This window comes from Iamia sp., assembly GCF_035575815.1.
Taxonomy (GTDB): domain Bacteria; phylum Actinomycetota; class Acidimicrobiia; order Acidimicrobiales; family Iamiaceae; genus Iamia.
Window position 1 is genome coordinate 16,609 of the sequence record NZ_DATLXO010000020.1, and the last position, 14,435, is coordinate 31,043.

Sequence of the window (14,435 nt, forward strand, 5' to 3'; positions counted from 1 at the left end):
GACTCCGGTGAGCGGATCGCCGAGCACACGGCCTCCGCAGGGTCCCGCCGGCCGAAGCGGCGGGGATGCTGTCCTCCTCCCCGTCGCCAGGTGCCGGCCGGGTTGGAGGGATTCGGTTGCGATCGCGTGACGACTACACGCCGACGAGGTCCGCGGCGAGGTACTGGTCGCGGCACAGCGAGCGCTGGAGCTTGCCGGAGCTGGTCTTGGGGAGGGTGCCGGCCGCCACCAGCACCACCTCGCGCGGCGAGAGCCCCACCGACGACCTCACCCGCGCCACCACCTGGTCGCGCACCGAGGCGCGGGCGTCAGCCTTCACCTCGGCGACGACCACGACCTCCTCGAGCCCCCGGCGCCCGGTGACGCTGATGGCCACCACGTTGCCGGGGCGCACGCCGTCGATGCCGCTCACGGCCCGCTCGACGTCCTGGGGGAACACGTTGCGGCCGCCCACGATGATCATGTCCTTGATGCGGCCGCAGAGCACGAGGTCGCCCTCGACCAGGTAGGCGAGGTCGCCGGTGCGGAGCCACCCGTCGTGGAACGCGTCGCGGGTCGCGTCGGGATGCCGGTAGTAGCCGGTCATGACCGAGGTGCCCCGGATCTCGAGCTCACCGACCTCGCGATCGCGCCGCACCGCACCGCTCTCGGGGTCGACCACCCGCAGCTCGAGGCCCGGCACGGCCCGACCCAACAGGGCCAGGCGGCGGCTCGTCGGGGCGTCGGGATCCGACGCCGGCGCCGCGTAGCACTCGGTCTCCAGGACCCGGCCGTCGACCAGGTCGGTGCGCAACCCCTGGCCCGGCACGGGGAAGGCGCCGGCGATGCACACCTCGGCCATCCCGAAGGCGGGGAAGAGGGCGCCGGGCGCCAGCCCGTGGGGGGCACCGGCGGCAAGCAGGGCCTCCATCGCCTCCGCATCGATGGGCTCGGCGCCGTTGAGCGCCACCCGCATCGGCGAGAGGTCGAGGCCCTCGAGGCGGCGCAGGGCCCGGGTCGCCAGCACCCAGGCGAAGTTGGGGCCGGCGGTCGACGTGGCGCCGTAGTCCGACATCCACTGCACCCACCGTGACGGTGAGGCCATGAAGTCCTGCGGCCCGGCGAGGGCCAGGTCGGCTCCGGTGCTCATCGGGAGCGTCAGCATCCCGACCAGGCCCATGTCGTGGTAGAGCGGCAGCCACGACACCAGCACGTCGTCGTCGGGGTCGAAGGCCGTCGCCTCGATGATGGCGTCGAGGTTGGCGCACACGGTGCGGTGCGGGAGCATCACTCCCTTGGGATCCGCGGTCGACCCGCTGGTGAACTGCAGGATGGCCAGGCGACCGGGGTCGAGCCGGGGGGCGACGAAGGCGGCCTCGTCGGCGACGAGCTCGTCGAGGGCCACCAGGGGCGGGTCGCCGGCCTCGGCCTCGATGAACGGTGCCAGCTGCTCGTCGATGAGCACGGTGGCGGCGTCGCCGTGGCGGAGCCGGGCCCGGGTCTGGTCGACGAACTCCTCGATCGAGCCCATCCGCTGGGGCAGCGGCATGACCATCACCGTCGCGCCGGTCAGCCAGGTGGCCTGGATAGCGGTGACCAGGCGCCGGGTGGTCGGCCCGAGGATCGCCACGTGGTCACCGGGCCCGATGCCCCGGGCCTGGAGGGCCGCGGCGACGCCCCGGGCGTCGGAGTGCAGCTCCGACCAGGGGACCCGTTCGGCGTCGTCGCCGCTCAGGAAGGTGATGGCGCCCCGTCCTCGCTGGGCGGCCGCTTCGATCCGGGAGGAGAGGGTCAGCACGACGGGTCAGACCGCGCCGGCGCGGACGCCGTTACTCCCGTGGTCAGTCGGACGTCATCTCCCGTCCCCGTGCCCGGAGCCAGCGACACCGTTCTCTCGGCCGCTCGCCACAAACGCTGCCTCGTCATCTGCGCAGGTGTTCACCCGCATGGCGGCGGTGTCGTACGCTCGGGGTCAGGATGGACTTCGATGAGGCGCTCGCGCGGCTGGGTGTGGGCCCCACGCCCGGACCGACGTGGTGGAGCGGGCGCTCCGGGCGCGTGCGGTGACCGCGAGGCGGTGCCTGGTGTGGCTGGCGGTGGTGGGCCTTCTGGTGGCGGGCTGCTCTGATCCGGCCGACGACCCGGCCGCCGACGACCAGGCCGCCGACGACCCGGCCGCCGACCGCGGCTCTGTTGATGGGGCGGAGCCGGAGTCCACCGCGGCACCCGTGGGCGACGATCCCGAGCTGTCCGACCGGCCGTGCACCGAGGCGCCCGACGACCTCGAGCTGACCGTGCGGTGCCACTGGCTCGAGGTTCCTGCCGATCGCGAGCGACCCGAGGCCGGCACGGTGCGTCTGGCTGTCGCCGTGCTCGAGAGCCCGACGGCCGATGCCGACGACGAGCCGATCGTGAACCTCCAGGGTGGTCCGGGCTTCCCGTCGCTCACCAACCTGTCGAGCTTCGTGAACGATGTCGAGGAGCTGGGTCGCGACGTGGTGCTCTACGACCAGCGCGGGATCGGCCTGTCCGAGCCCCTCCTGGCGTGCCCTGAGCAGGAGGAGGCGGTCGTGCGCAACCTCGGTCGCGACCAGGCCTACGAGGTCGAGCTGGCTGACTTCCGTGACGCGGTGCTGGCGTGCCGGACCCGCCTCATCGACGAGGGCGTCGACCTCGACTCCTACGACACCGAGACCAGCGCGGCCGACCTCGCCGACCTGCGGATCGCGCTGGACGTTGAGCGGTGGTACCTCTGGGGCCCTTCCTACGGCGGGCGCCTGGCTCTGGCCACCATGCGATCGCACCCTGAGGGCATCGCCGGCGCCGTCCTCGACTCGGTGTACCCCCCGTCGGGAGCCACCGTCGAGGCGGTGCTCAACGCCGCCGCGGGCGCGATAGAGGCGTTCATCGCCGGCTGCGCCGACGACCCTGCGTGCGCTGAGGAACACCCCGATCTCGAGGCGACGATCGATGAGGTCCAAGAGCAGTACAACGCCACGCCGTTCGAGGGCACGGTCGACCTGGGCGAGCCGCGAGGCACCGTGCCCATCGTCATCACCGGCGACGACATCTACGTCGGGTTGGCCTTCGCCCTCCGCGACACCGCCCTCATCCCCCAGCTCCCGACGATCGCGGCCGACCTGGCCCGGGGTGAGACCGACATCATCCCTCTCGTCGCCCAGGAGGCGGTGCCGTTCGCCACCAGGGCGGCCGCGGGGGTGCTGTACTCGGTCGACTGCGCCGACGTCGGCGACCTCGACGCCGGCCGCAGCGCGGCGTTGGTCGAGGACCCCGGCCGCGCGGCCGGCCTCATCGTCTACCAGGGGCACACCTTCTGTGACGGGTGGGACGTCGAGCCCCTCGGCGACGCCTTCCGCGAGCCGGTGCGCTCCGACATCCCCGCCCTCGTGCTGGCCGGCACCTACGACCCCATCACCCCGCCCGACTACTCCCGGGCCGCGTCCGACGCCCTCACCGACGCCACCTACGTGGAGTTCGAGGGGTTCGGCCACGTCGTCGGGCTCAGCACCGACTGCTCGACCGAGCTCATCGCCTCCTTCCTCGACGACCCGACCGCCGAGCTCGATACCTCCTGCGTCCCCACCGACGGCCCGTCGTTCGGCGGGTAGCGCCGCAGGCGGGGCTGGTGCCCGCCGAAGAGGTCGCCGCCGGCTAGTCCTTCGCCGCAGAGGTGACCGTCTCGACGCAGGGCTCGAACACGTCGCGACACCGTTCCGTGTCGATCCGGTCACCGTCGAGGGTCGCCTGCGGGCCGCATGGGTCGCCTGCGGGCCGCATGGGTCGCACCCGACGTGAATCGTTGCCTAGTGCAAACGGTTGCCTGACGCGGCGCTAATCGACCACGAAGGTGAACGTGCTGTCACCCCCGCCTCCGGCGACCCACGAGCTGCCCCGCTGAGCCAGCGCGAGCTCCACCCGGTACCGCCCCTGCGGGAGCGGGTCGCCGGCCCGGTCGGTGGCCGACAGCTCGAGCTCGCCGATGGCCTCGTCGCCCGGGTCCATCCACCGCGGGAGCTCGACCCGACCTTCGGTCACGGCGTCATCATCGGACGACCCGACGGGGGTGACCCGAGCCCGGACGTAGACCGATCCCCGTCCGCCGGCGCTGCCCCGGTCGGGCCACGGTGACCCGGTGCCGTCGTGGCGCACCGCGACGTCGAACGACACGGTCTCGCCGGCGTCGACCTCGACGTCGGACGGCTGGCCCACGAGTTGGAACGATGCCCGCCGCGCCGTCGGCGGGAGCGCGGACGGGAAGCCGGCGGGGAGGAGACGGCCGGCAGCGTCGAGGCGTCGGAGGTCGGGTCCGGGCCGCACCCAGAGCCCGACGGCCGACGGCTCCCGATCGGTCAGCGCACCGCCCTCGTCGATCAGCGCGAGGCGCGCCCCCTCGCCGATCAGCGCCGCGTCGGTCAGGGCGGCGAGGACGAAGGGAGTGTCCGGGCGAGGATCACGGCCCGACAGGTAGGGCAGGAACCGGACGCCAGGGAGGGCGAACTGGTAGGTCACGACCGCGACCTGTGCGGTGCGGACATCGATCGCGGCCTCCCGCACCCCGAGGCGCTCCAGGTCGTCGGGGGCACGCCACCCGGCATAGGCGCGCTGGGTGGAAGCCTCGGTGAGCTCGACCCGGGCGATCCCGACCCAGGCGAACCAGAGGGTGAGGGCGACGGCTGCGAGGGTCGGCCGGCGAACCAGCAGGGCCAGGGCGGCGAGTGTGGCCAGACCGACCAGCGCGGTGACCGAGCCCCGCACGAACACCCCGTCCGGTGCACCCTCGAGCACCCGGCTGAAAGCCGGGATCGCCCGAAGCCGGTAGTCGCCGCCGTGGGTGACGGGGTTCAGGGCGACGATCACGGCGGCCGACACGAGCGCAGTCACGGCGGCGACGGCACCGATGGTCCGTGCCAGTCGGGCTCGACGGGTCTCGCTCACCACGAGGGCGATGCCTGCGGCGATCCACATCGGGACGAAGCAGTCGTTGTGGCGTCCATAAATGAGGTGGTCGTCGCGCGTGTCATTGCGGGCGAAGAAGACGATCGAGACGGCGAAGACGCCCGCCGCCATCGCCAGGGCTCCGATCGCGGTCAGCCGTGCGGCCGGCGGCGTCGCGCCTCCCTCGGCGACGATCGGTCGACCGGCAGCGATCCGGAACACGGCCCAGAGGCCGACGACGGCGATGCCGAGGGTGCCCACGCCGACGTACCAGCCCTGACCCAGGGCAGAACGACCCAAGGCGCGTACCCCCTGGCTGCTGGTGGCCAGGTCGACGACATCACCCGGTGTCCCCTCGAGGGTGGCCACCGCCCTCCACCGGGCCGCGACGAGGGCGCCGTCGACGGCCCTCACCGCGAGCACCCCGGCGACGAGGCCGACGAGGTTGCCCGCCGCGAGGGCCCGGGGCAGCACCGGTCGGACCAGCGCGAGGAGGAGCCCGATGCCGCAGAGCGCCACGACGGGCACGAAGCGGGGATGGCTGGCGTACAGCGCCGCCACCGTCGGGCCGAGCACCAGGCGAGGGACCGCCCGACCGGGCGACAGGGCTGCGTGCAGAGCGAGGACGGTGGCCACCACGAGCGGCAGGGAGAGGTTCTCGGCCACGGCCCGCCCGCCGGTGCCGAGCACCGCGGGGCTGAGGGCACCGACCGCAGCCGACAGCAGCGCAGGCATGAAGGCGACGCCCAGCACGCGACGCGCCAGCTGGTGCAGCAGCGGCACGAGGCTGCCCAGCAGCACGGCGTTGACGCTCATGATCGCCCGCCACAGGACATCGGGGTCGTCGGTGACCCAGTGCAACGGGGCGATGACCGCCGAGTAGCCGAACGCGTAGTAGGGGCTGAGGGGCATCTCGAAGGTCGGGTCCTGGCCGGCCAGCCAGCGGGCGTTGCCCAGGTAGCCGGCTTCGTCATAGGTGATCGTCGGCCCCGGGACCGATCGACTGGCCCAGAGGTGGACCGCGACCACGGCGAGGGTGACGGCAGCCACCGTCGCCTGGTTCCGCCGCCGCGCCGGCCCGCGGGCCTCGGTTCCGGGCATAAGGACCGAGACGCTACCCGGACCCCGACCAGGCCGATCGCAGCGGTAGGTCTCGTCCTCGGCGAAGCACCCGACCCTACGACCGAAACGGGGCTCCCGAGTACCGTGCCGGGCCATGGCCGAGCACCGCTCCCCCGACCCCGACCTGCCCGCGCACCGCTACTCGGCCTCGCTCGCGGCCACCATCGAGGCCGCCTGGCAGGATCGGTGGGAGGACGAGGGGACCTTCCACGCCCCCAACCCGGTCGGTGACCTCTCGGGCGGCTTCGACACCCTGGGCGGGCGACCCAAGCGCTACATCCTCGACATGTTCCCCTACCCGTCGGGCGCGGGTCTCCACGTGGGCCACCCGCTCGGCTACATCGGCACCGACGTCTTCGCCCGCTACCTGCGGATGACGGGCCACAACGTGGTCCACACCATGGGCTACGACGCCTTCGGCCTCCCCGCCGAGCAGTACGCCCTGGCCACCGGCACCCACCCTCGGGTCACCACCGAGACCAACATCGCCACCATGCGCCGCCAGCTCCGGCGCCTCGGCCTGGGCCACGACCACCGGCGCTCGATCGCCACGACCGACGTCGACTTCTACCGCTGGACCCAGTGGATCTTCATGCAGATCTTCGGGAGCTGGTACGACGAGGACGCCGACCGGGCGCGTCCCGTCGTCGAGCTGGAGGCCGAGCTCGACGACGGCACCCGCGTCCCCGCCGAGGGCACCAACCCGTCGGGGCGACCGTGGTCCGAGCTCGACGCCGCCGAGCGCCGGGTCGTCGTCAACCGCCACCGCCTCGCCTACCGGGCCGAGGTGCCGGTCAACTGGTGCCCCGGACTGGGCACGGTGCTGGCCAACGAGGAGGTCACCGCCGACGGGCGCTCCGAGCGGGGCAACCTCCCGGTGTACCGCCGCCCCATGAAGCAGTGGATGCTGCGCATCACCGCGTACGCCGACCGGCTCCTCGACGACCTCGATCAGCTGGACTGGCCTGAGGCCATCAAGTCCATGCAGCGCAACTGGATCGGCCGCTCGACGGGGGCCCAGGTCCGCTTCGCCACGCCCACCGGTGACCTCGAGGCCTTCACGACCCGGCCCGACACCCTCTTCGGCGCCACCTACGTGGTGGTGGCCCCGGAACACCCGCTCGTGACCGGGCTCACCGCCGAGGTCTGGCCCGAGGGAACCGCGCCGTCGTGGACCGGCGGCGCGACCTCCCCCGCCGCTGCGGTCAGCGCGTACGTCACCGCCGCCGGGCGCCGCTCGGAGCTCGAGCGCCAGGCCGGCGACAAGGCCAAGACCGGCGTGTTCACCGGCAGCGTCGCGACCAACCCGGCGACGGGGGAACCGATGCCCGTGTTCGTCGCCGACTACGTGCTGATGGGCTACGGCACCGGCGCGATCATGGCCGTCCCCGCCCACGACCAGCGCGACCTCGAGTTCGCCCGCGCCTTCGGGCTGCCGGTCACCGAGGTGATCCGGGCCTCGGACGCCTGGCGGGCCACCCACGGCGTGGATGAGGCGGCGCCGGCCGACACCTGGCCGGTGGCCTACGACGGTGGCGGCGAGGCGGTGGCCTCGGCCAACGACGAGGTGACGCTGAACGGGTTGGGGGTCGCCGAGGCCAAGGCCACCATCACCGCCTGGCTGGAGGAGCGCGACCTCGGTCGGGGGAAGGTCCAGTACAAGCTGCGGGACTGGCTCTTCAGCCGCCAGCGGTACTGGGGCGAGCCCTTCCCCATCGTCTTCGGCGCCGACGGCGAGGCCCGGGCCCTGCCGTCAGAGGCCCTGCCGCTCGAGCTGCCGCCGATGGACGACTTCACGCCCACCACCTCGGATCGCGAGGACTCCGAGCCCGAGCCGCCCCTGGGCCGGGTCGAGGGCTGGTCCACGGTCGCGGTCGACCTGGGCGACGGTGAGGGCACCCAGACCTACCGTCGAGAGCTGAACACCATGCCCAACTGGGCCGGGTCGTGCTGGTACGAGCTGCGCTACCTCGACCCGCACAACGACGAGCAGCTCGTCGCCCCCGCGAACGAGCGGTACTGGATGGGTCCGCAGTTCGACGGTGACTGCGGCGGCGTCGACCTCTACGTGGGCGGCGTCGAGCACGCGGTGCTGCACCTGCTCTACGCCCGCTTCTGGCACAAGGTCCTCTTCGACCTGGGGCACCTGAGCTCGTCGGAGCCGTTCCGCCGGCTGTTCAACCAGGGACTGATCCAGGCCCACGAGTACACCGACGACCGCGGCTTCCACGTTCCCGCCGCCGAGGTGGTCGAGCGCGACGGGCGGTTCCTCCACGACGGCAACCCGGTGCGGCGCCAGCTCGGCCGCATGGGCAAGTCCCGCAAGAACGCCGTCGCTCCCGATGAGATCTGCGAGGCCTACGGCGCCGACACGCTGCGCCTCTATGAGATGTTCACCGGGCCCCTCGACCAGAGCCGACCCTGGGACACCACTGCGGTGGTCGGCATGTACCGCCTGTTGCAGCGGGTGTGGCGCGTCGTGATCGACGAGGAGTCCGGCGCAGTCAGGGTCGCCGACGTCGAGCCGTCCGATGCCACGCTCCGGGTGCTGCACCGCGCCATCGCGTCGGTGCGCAACGGTATGGAGACGCTGCGGTTCAACACCTCGATCGCCCGCATCACCGAGCTGACGAACCACCTCACCGCCACCCACCCCGACGGCGGCGTGCCGCGCCCTGTCGCCAACGCGCTGGTGCTGCTGCTGGCCCCGCTTGCCCCCCACGTCGCCGAGGAGCTGTGGGCCCGGCTCGGCCACGACGGCTCCCTCGCCCACGAGCCCTACCCCGCCGCGGATGCGACCTGGCTGGTCGACACCACGGTCGAGATCCCGGTGCAGGTCAACGGCAAGGTGCGGGGACGGGTCACCGTCGCCGCCGACGCAGACCGCGACGCCATGGAGGCCGCGGCCCGGTCCGAGGAGAAGGTGGCGGCGCTGCTCTCGGGGGCGACGATCCGCAAGGTCGTGATCGTCCCCGGGCGCATGGTGAACTTCGTCGTCGCCTGACGGCCGCCGTCCCACCGGCGTCTCGCGGGTGACCTCGCTTCTGAGGCACCACGGCGCCACCGGTGGCCGCGTGGGGTGTCAGAACGGATCCCCACGACCCGCCTCGGAGGATGGCCACGGGAGGAACGGGCTCAGCGGTCCGCTCAGGAAGCGGGCAAGGACCGGCCGATCCCGGGGACGAAGCGACCAGCGTGCGCGGCCCACACCTGGTAGGCCGCGCCGTGGACCGACCGCAGGTGGGGCTCCTCCACCATCCGCACCTGGGCGACGATGGTGGCGGCGGCCAGGGCCGCGCCCACGAGGGTCGGTGCGTTGGGCACGAGCAGGGCGAGGCCGGCCGCGAAGGTGATCATCCCGGTAAAGATCGGGTTCCGCACGTGCGCGTAGAGCCCGTGGGTGATCAGCTCGGTGCGCTCGCCGGCCTGCACGCCAATCCGCCACGACGCCCCCATCTGCGCCTGGGCGACGACGGTGAGGACCCCGGCCACCGCCGCGACCGACGCGCCCCCGATGGCAGCCGCGACCCCGAGGGATTGCTCGTGTTCGTCGACTCGCTTTCTCCCCGGTTCGGTCGCCCGTGCCTCGAGCGGGTCGCCGCATCCCGCTGCCCCACGGATCACCAGGTTCCGCATGACCGCCTCCACGCTCCCGCCACCGCTCCGGCCCCGGAAGGACCCACGGCAACGACGCTCCGCCGAGACTCGTGCTCGCATCCTCGTCGCGGCGCGCGCCGTGTTCGAGGAGCACGGCTACTCCCACGGCACCACCAACCGCATCGCCGCCGCGGCCCGACTGTCGGTGGGCTCGCTCTACCAGTACTTCCCGAACAAGGACGCCATCCTGGTCGAGCTGGTCGATGCCCACATCGACGCCGGCGCGGCGGTGCTCGAGGCCGCATTGGCGGACGCCATCGGCGACCGAGCGAACCCTCCCCCACTGTCCGAGCTGATCGCCGCCACGGTGGGCGCGCTCGTCGGACTCCACGCCACCGACCGCCAGCTCCACCGGGTGCTCTTCGAGGAGGCGCCCCGTCCCCCCGAGCAGCTGGCCCGGCTCCGCGCCCTCGAGGCTGAGCTCACCGGCCGGGTCGCGGCCCTCCTCGCTGGCCACCCCGAGGTGCGGGTGGCCGACCCGACGGTGGCGGCCCGGCTGGTGATCGACACGGTCGAGTCACTGGTGCACCGGGTGGCCACCGACGACGCCTCGGGCATCGCTGACGACGTGCTCACCGCCGAGATCACCCGCATGGTCGTCGCCTACCTCAGGACCGACTGAGCTCGACGGAAGCTGCGACGGTGCTGGAACTGACGACCGACCCGACAGAGGTCCGGCCACTGACCCCCGCTCGGCCGCGATGAAACCTTTCGCCCGGGGTTCAGCGGTCCGTGACTGCGAGGCGGGCCGCGACCCCGATCAGCAGCGTACCCAGTGATCGCTGGACCCAGCGCAGCACGACGGGCGCACCGAGCACGCGGTCGCGGACCGCGGCGCTGGCCCAGGCGTAGACGACGAACACGGCAAAGGTCATGAGCATGAAGACGCCACCGAGCCCGATCAGCCTCGGGTCGAGCAGGCCCGGCGGGCTGGGGAGGAACTGCGGCAGGAAGGCGAAGAAGAACACCGTCAGCTTCGGGTTCAGGAGGTTCAGCAGGATGCCCCGCCGCACCACCAGGGCGATCGGTTCGATCGAGGCGGTCGAAGCCGGGTCGAAGCGCAGGGCGCCACCGTGGCGGATCATCGACACGCCCATCACCACCAAGTACGCGACCCCCGCCCAGCGAACGGCCTCGAAGGCGACCGACCCGGCCTGCATGACCCCGGAGAGCCCGAGCATCGCCGCCACCACGTGGGGAACGATGCCGAAGGTGCAGCCGATGGCGGCGAAGAACCCGCGCCGCCAGCCGCCGCCGATCGAGCTCGAGACCGTGTAGAAGACCCCCGTGCCGGGCACGGCGACCACGATGAGCGACGTCAGCAGGAACTCGACCGAGATGTCGCTGATCCAAGATCTCACCACCATCACGACCGCACACGCGGAGAAGAGGGCGAGGCCGACCAACCCGAACCGACGCGCAGACCGACCGCCGCCGGCCCGACGGGGCTGAGCGAACAGGGCCCGGGACCGCAAGACCATCGCCCCGCGAACAAGGTCGACGGCCTCCGCGAGTGACACCGAGTCGCGACCCGGCTCGGCCCCGTCGAGCAGTGTGGCGATGAACTCCTCTTCGTTCCGAGCACGCCAGTCGGCCGGGAACCACCGACTCAGATGGCGGTACTGGCGTTCCAGGCTCACCGCGACCTCACGTCGGATCGGCGGGCGAGCTGGCCCCGTGCGGCCGACGCGTTGGCCTCGAAGTGCTCGACCCCGAGTCGGAGAGCATCGAGTCCGACGTCGGTGATGCGGTAGTAGCGGCGCAGCCGACCGTCGACGACCTCCTCGCGGTCTACGACCAGCGAGGCTTCCCCGACCAGCCGGTCGAGCGCCGTGTACAAGGTCCCCGCCCGGAGCCGGACCCGGCCGTTGGAGAGCTCTTCGACCGACCGGAGGATCCCGTAGCCGTGAAGGGGCGCGGCGGCCACTGCGGCCAGGATCAGGAACGTCGGCTCTCGCACCACGTCGACAGGTATATACCGATCATCGGCATGTCGGCAAGGCCCGGCTGCCGGGCGGAGCGTCAGCGGCGCGGCTCGATGATGACGAGGGGGATCTCCCGGTCGGTCTTGGCCTGGTAGTCGTCGTACGCGGGCCACGTCGCGGTGGCCACAGCCCACCACTCGGCCTTCTCGTCGCCGGTCGCCTCACGGGCGGTGGCGTCGTGGACCGACGCACCGTCCTGGAGGGTGACGACGTCGGGGTGCGCCTTGAGGTTGACGTACCAGGCGGGGTTCTCGGGAGCGCCACCCATCGACGCGACCGCGGCGTAGGTACCGTCCTTCTCGACTCGGATCAACGGCGTCTTGCGCTGCTGGCTCGACGTGGCGCCCAGGGTGGAGAGGATGATGCAGGGCGCACCCTGCATCTCGCCGCCCTCCTTGCCGCCGGTGGCCTCGTACTGCTCCACCTGCGTGGCGACGATCTCCCAGGGGCCAGGCTCATACGGCGCGTCGATCGGCATGGCGTTCTCTCCTGGTCGGCTCCGACGGCCGACGCTACTGTGGGCGCCGCACGCCGCGGCGAGGAGACCGGTGCCCCAAGCCGCGAAGCGACCGATCGAGAAGCCGTTTGGTGCCCTCGTCGACGCCCGAATCTCGCCCGAAGCGGTTTCGGTCGGATCCGAGGGCGGTGCTACGGTGATCGCTCCCACGGGGCTATAGCTCAGTTGGTAGAGCGCTTCCATGGCATGGAAGAGGTCTGGGGTTCGATTCCCCATAGCTCCACCATATAACCGCAGGTCAGAGTGGGTTTCTGGGCCGAGGTTCTCCGGGCTGACCTCGTCGGGGCCGCCGCCGCTGGGGCAGGCGTCGATGGTCTGTCCATTCAGCGCTTCAAGCAGCTCACCCGTGAGGGGCCTGACCGCTTGCTGTTACGATCCTCCCGCTATGCGCCTTCGGTCCTTCGCGGCCCGCTTGACGGTGATAGTGCTACTCGCCTTCGCCGGCCGTTGTGCCTACGTGCTCGCCGTGACGCAACACCAGCCCGATCCGGACATGACGTCGCCCCGGACGGGCACGGTGCGCTCCTTCGACGAGCTGTACTACCAGAACGGAGCCGAACGGCTCTCGAGAGGCGAAGGGTTCAAGAACCCGCTGCTCGGTCCCCCTGATCAAGAAGCGGCGTACCACCCTCCGATGCCCTCCCTGGTGCTGGCTCCGGTCGCTTGGCTGACAGACGGCAGCGCACTGGCCATGCGGCTCACCATGGCTCTGGCCGGTGCCGGCGTGGTGGCCGTGATCGGGCTGATCGGCCGGGAGGCGGCTGGCACCCGTGCCGGCCTGGTGGCCGCCGGCACAGCGGCCGTGTACCCCAATCTGTGGATGAACGACGGGATACTCCTCAGCGAGACCCTCGCCACGCTTGGGGTCGCCGGCACGGTGCTGTTCGCCTACCGTTTGCTCCGGAGAGGGAGCTGGGTGGACGGCGCGGCCGCCGGCGTCTGGTGTGGCGTGGGAATGCTAAGCCGGCCGGAATCTGCGTTGCTGCTGCCCCTGCTCCTCATCCCCGTGGCCCTGCGCGTGCAACCGCGCGATGCGAAGCGACGGCTGCTGCTGTGCGGCGTCGCAATCGCCGCAACGGTCATCACCGTCGCCCCATGGTCGGCGTACAACCTGTCGCGGTTCGACAAGCCGGTGCTGATCTCCTACGGCGACGGTGACAGCCTCATCGGTGCCAACTGCAGGAACAGCTACCGCGGGCCCTTGTTCGGCTTGCACGACGGGACCTGCGGCCTGGGTCGGGGCGATTCTCCCGAGCCATCGGTGAAAGCCGCTGAGAAGCGCAGCATCGGCCTTCGCTACATGCGCGGTCACCTCGACCGGGTCCCCGTCGTCATGGCGGCACGGGTTGGTCGCATGTGGGGCGTCTACCGCCCCTTCCAGATGATCTCGCTGGCCCAGACGGAGGGACGGCCGCGATGGGCGTCGACCACAGGGTGGGCCATGTCCTTCGGGCTGGTGGGCGCGGCGGTGTTCGGCGCGCGGGCGCTCCGGCAGACCCGACGTTCGCTCATCCCGCTGCTGGCTCCGCTGGTGGTCGTGACGTTGACCGCCGCTTCGTTCTTCGGTTTGATGCGGTTCCGCGCACCGGCCGAGCCCTCCATCGTGGTCCTGGCTGCGGTGGGGGTCGAGGCACTGCTCGTCGCCCGCACGGCGCGGCGGGCACGGGCCCCGTCCCTCACCCCGAGCTCATGCCGCGCTTGACGAGGCGATCAGCGACCGTTGGGTCGACCAGGGTCGGGGCCTCCTATCAGGCGCCTCATCAGGCGATCTCGGCGCGAAGGACCTCGGGGGCGGTGGGCGCCGGATCGCCCCGGCCGTGTCGACCACGGGCACGTGGCCACAGGGCCTTCAGGAGGATGCTCTCATTGGTGGTGGGGACGGTGCTTCCCTGGCCGGCGAAGGGCCTGGGAGCCGAGTTGGGAGGCGTCGTGCCCGCTCCGTCGACTACTCCTCCTCGGCCGGCGAAGGGTACTCGGGCGGGCGCTCGTCCTCGGGTGGCTGTTCGTAGATGTCGACTGCGCCTTCTGGATCGAACACCTTGGACTCGTCCTCGTCGAGCTCACCGGGGGTCTTACAGCTGACGTTCCGCACTTCTCGGGGGCGTTATGCGCCCCCACTTGTCATGGCGTGGTGGGGGCGTTGGTGTAGGTGTCGGCGGGGATGCCGAGGAGGTCGAGGACTTGGTGTTGGAGGGGTGTGAGGGTGGGTTCGAAGTCTT

11 protein-coding genes and 1 tRNA gene are annotated in these 14,435 nt (G+C 71.8%); 5 read left to right on the forward strand and 7 right to left on the reverse strand.

Going from position 1 to position 14,435, the window contains the following annotated elements; all coding sequences use genetic code 11:
• Nucleotides 1–133 precede the first annotated feature (133 nt).
• Nucleotides 134–1,777 (reverse strand): fatty acyl-AMP ligase, encoded by a 1,644-nt coding sequence (locus VNL12_RS01540; RefSeq protein WP_325590931.1) that lies wholly within the window; start codon nucleotides 1,775–1,777, stop codon nucleotides 134–136.
• 286 nt (nucleotides 1,778–2,063) lie between these two features.
• Here VNL12_RS01540 and VNL12_RS01545 point away from each other — a divergent pair, with 286 nt between their 5' ends.
• Complete coding sequence (locus tag VNL12_RS01545) at nucleotides 2,064–3,608, forward strand: alpha/beta hydrolase (RefSeq protein ID WP_325590933.1); 1,545 nt, start codon at nucleotides 2,064–2,066, stop codon at nucleotides 3,606–3,608.
• Between the two features lie 223 nt (nucleotides 3,609–3,831).
• Here the strand turns inward: VNL12_RS01545 and VNL12_RS01550 are convergent, their stop codons facing one another.
• The gene (locus VNL12_RS01550; protein ID WP_325590934.1) at nucleotides 3,832–6,036 is read right to left on the reverse strand and encodes a hypothetical protein; all 2,205 of its coding nucleotides are present in this window, start codon (nucleotides 6,034–6,036) and stop codon (nucleotides 3,832–3,834) included.
• A gap of 115 nt (nucleotides 6,037–6,151) precedes the next feature.
• Between VNL12_RS01550 and leuS the strand changes: the two genes are divergently transcribed.
• A complete protein-coding gene (leuS, locus tag VNL12_RS01555; RefSeq protein WP_325590936.1) occupies nucleotides 6,152–9,061 on the forward strand; it encodes a leucine--tRNA ligase in 2,910 nt (969 codons plus the stop codon).
• 143 nt (nucleotides 9,062–9,204) lie between these two features.
• Here the strand turns inward: leuS and VNL12_RS01560 are convergent, their stop codons facing one another.
• The gene (locus VNL12_RS01560) at nucleotides 9,205–9,693 is read right to left on the reverse strand and encodes an isoprenylcysteine carboxylmethyltransferase family protein (protein ID WP_325590937.1); all 489 of its coding nucleotides are present in this window, start codon (nucleotides 9,691–9,693) and stop codon (nucleotides 9,205–9,207) included.
• Here VNL12_RS01560 and VNL12_RS01565 point away from each other — a divergent pair.
• Complete coding sequence (locus tag VNL12_RS01565) at nucleotides 9,692–10,336, forward strand: TetR/AcrR family transcriptional regulator (protein ID WP_325590938.1); 645 nt, start codon at nucleotides 9,692–9,694, stop codon at nucleotides 10,334–10,336. The two genes, VNL12_RS01560 and VNL12_RS01565, sit on opposite strands and share 2 nt — an antisense overlap.
• Nucleotides 10,337–10,436: 100 nt before the next feature.
• Here VNL12_RS01565 and VNL12_RS01570 read toward each other — a convergent pair whose 3' ends face one another.
• The 3 genes from VNL12_RS01570 to VNL12_RS01580 all read right to left on the reverse strand — a co-directional run bounded on the left by VNL12_RS01570 (nucleotide 10,437) and on the right by VNL12_RS01580 (nucleotide 12,177).
• Complete coding sequence (locus tag VNL12_RS01570) at nucleotides 10,437–11,354, reverse strand: LysE family translocator (protein ID WP_325590940.1); 918 nt, start codon at nucleotides 11,352–11,354, stop codon at nucleotides 10,437–10,439.
• Nucleotides 11,351–11,674 carry a PadR family transcriptional regulator gene (locus VNL12_RS01575; RefSeq protein ID WP_349257777.1) on the reverse strand — a complete coding sequence of 108 codons (324 nt, stop codon included), beginning with the start codon at nucleotides 11,672–11,674 and terminating at the stop codon, nucleotides 11,351–11,353. The genes VNL12_RS01570 and VNL12_RS01575 overlap by 4 nt, the downstream gene beginning before the upstream one ends.
• 62 nt (nucleotides 11,675–11,736) lie before the next feature.
• The gene (locus VNL12_RS01580) at nucleotides 11,737–12,177 is read right to left on the reverse strand and encodes a nitroreductase family deazaflavin-dependent oxidoreductase (protein ID WP_325590943.1); all 441 of its coding nucleotides are present in this window, start codon (nucleotides 12,175–12,177) and stop codon (nucleotides 11,737–11,739) included.
• Nucleotides 12,178–12,366: 189 nt separating this feature from the next.
• Here VNL12_RS01580 and VNL12_RS01585 point away from each other — a divergent pair.
• Nucleotides 12,367–12,442, forward strand: a tRNA-Ala gene (locus VNL12_RS01585).
• Between the two features lie 231 nt (nucleotides 12,443–12,673).
• Complete coding sequence (locus VNL12_RS01590) at nucleotides 12,674–13,918, forward strand: ArnT family glycosyltransferase (RefSeq protein ID WP_325590944.1); 1,245 nt, start codon at nucleotides 12,674–12,676, stop codon at nucleotides 13,916–13,918.
• A gap of 243 nt (nucleotides 13,919–14,161) precedes the next feature.
• On the opposite strand, the gene VNL12_RS01595 is transcribed toward VNL12_RS01590, so the two are convergent.
• Nucleotides 14,162–14,308 (reverse strand): hypothetical protein, encoded by a 147-nt coding sequence (locus VNL12_RS01595; RefSeq protein ID WP_325590945.1) that lies wholly within the window; start codon nucleotides 14,306–14,308, stop codon nucleotides 14,162–14,164.
• Nucleotides 14,309–14,435 lie beyond the last annotated feature (127 nt).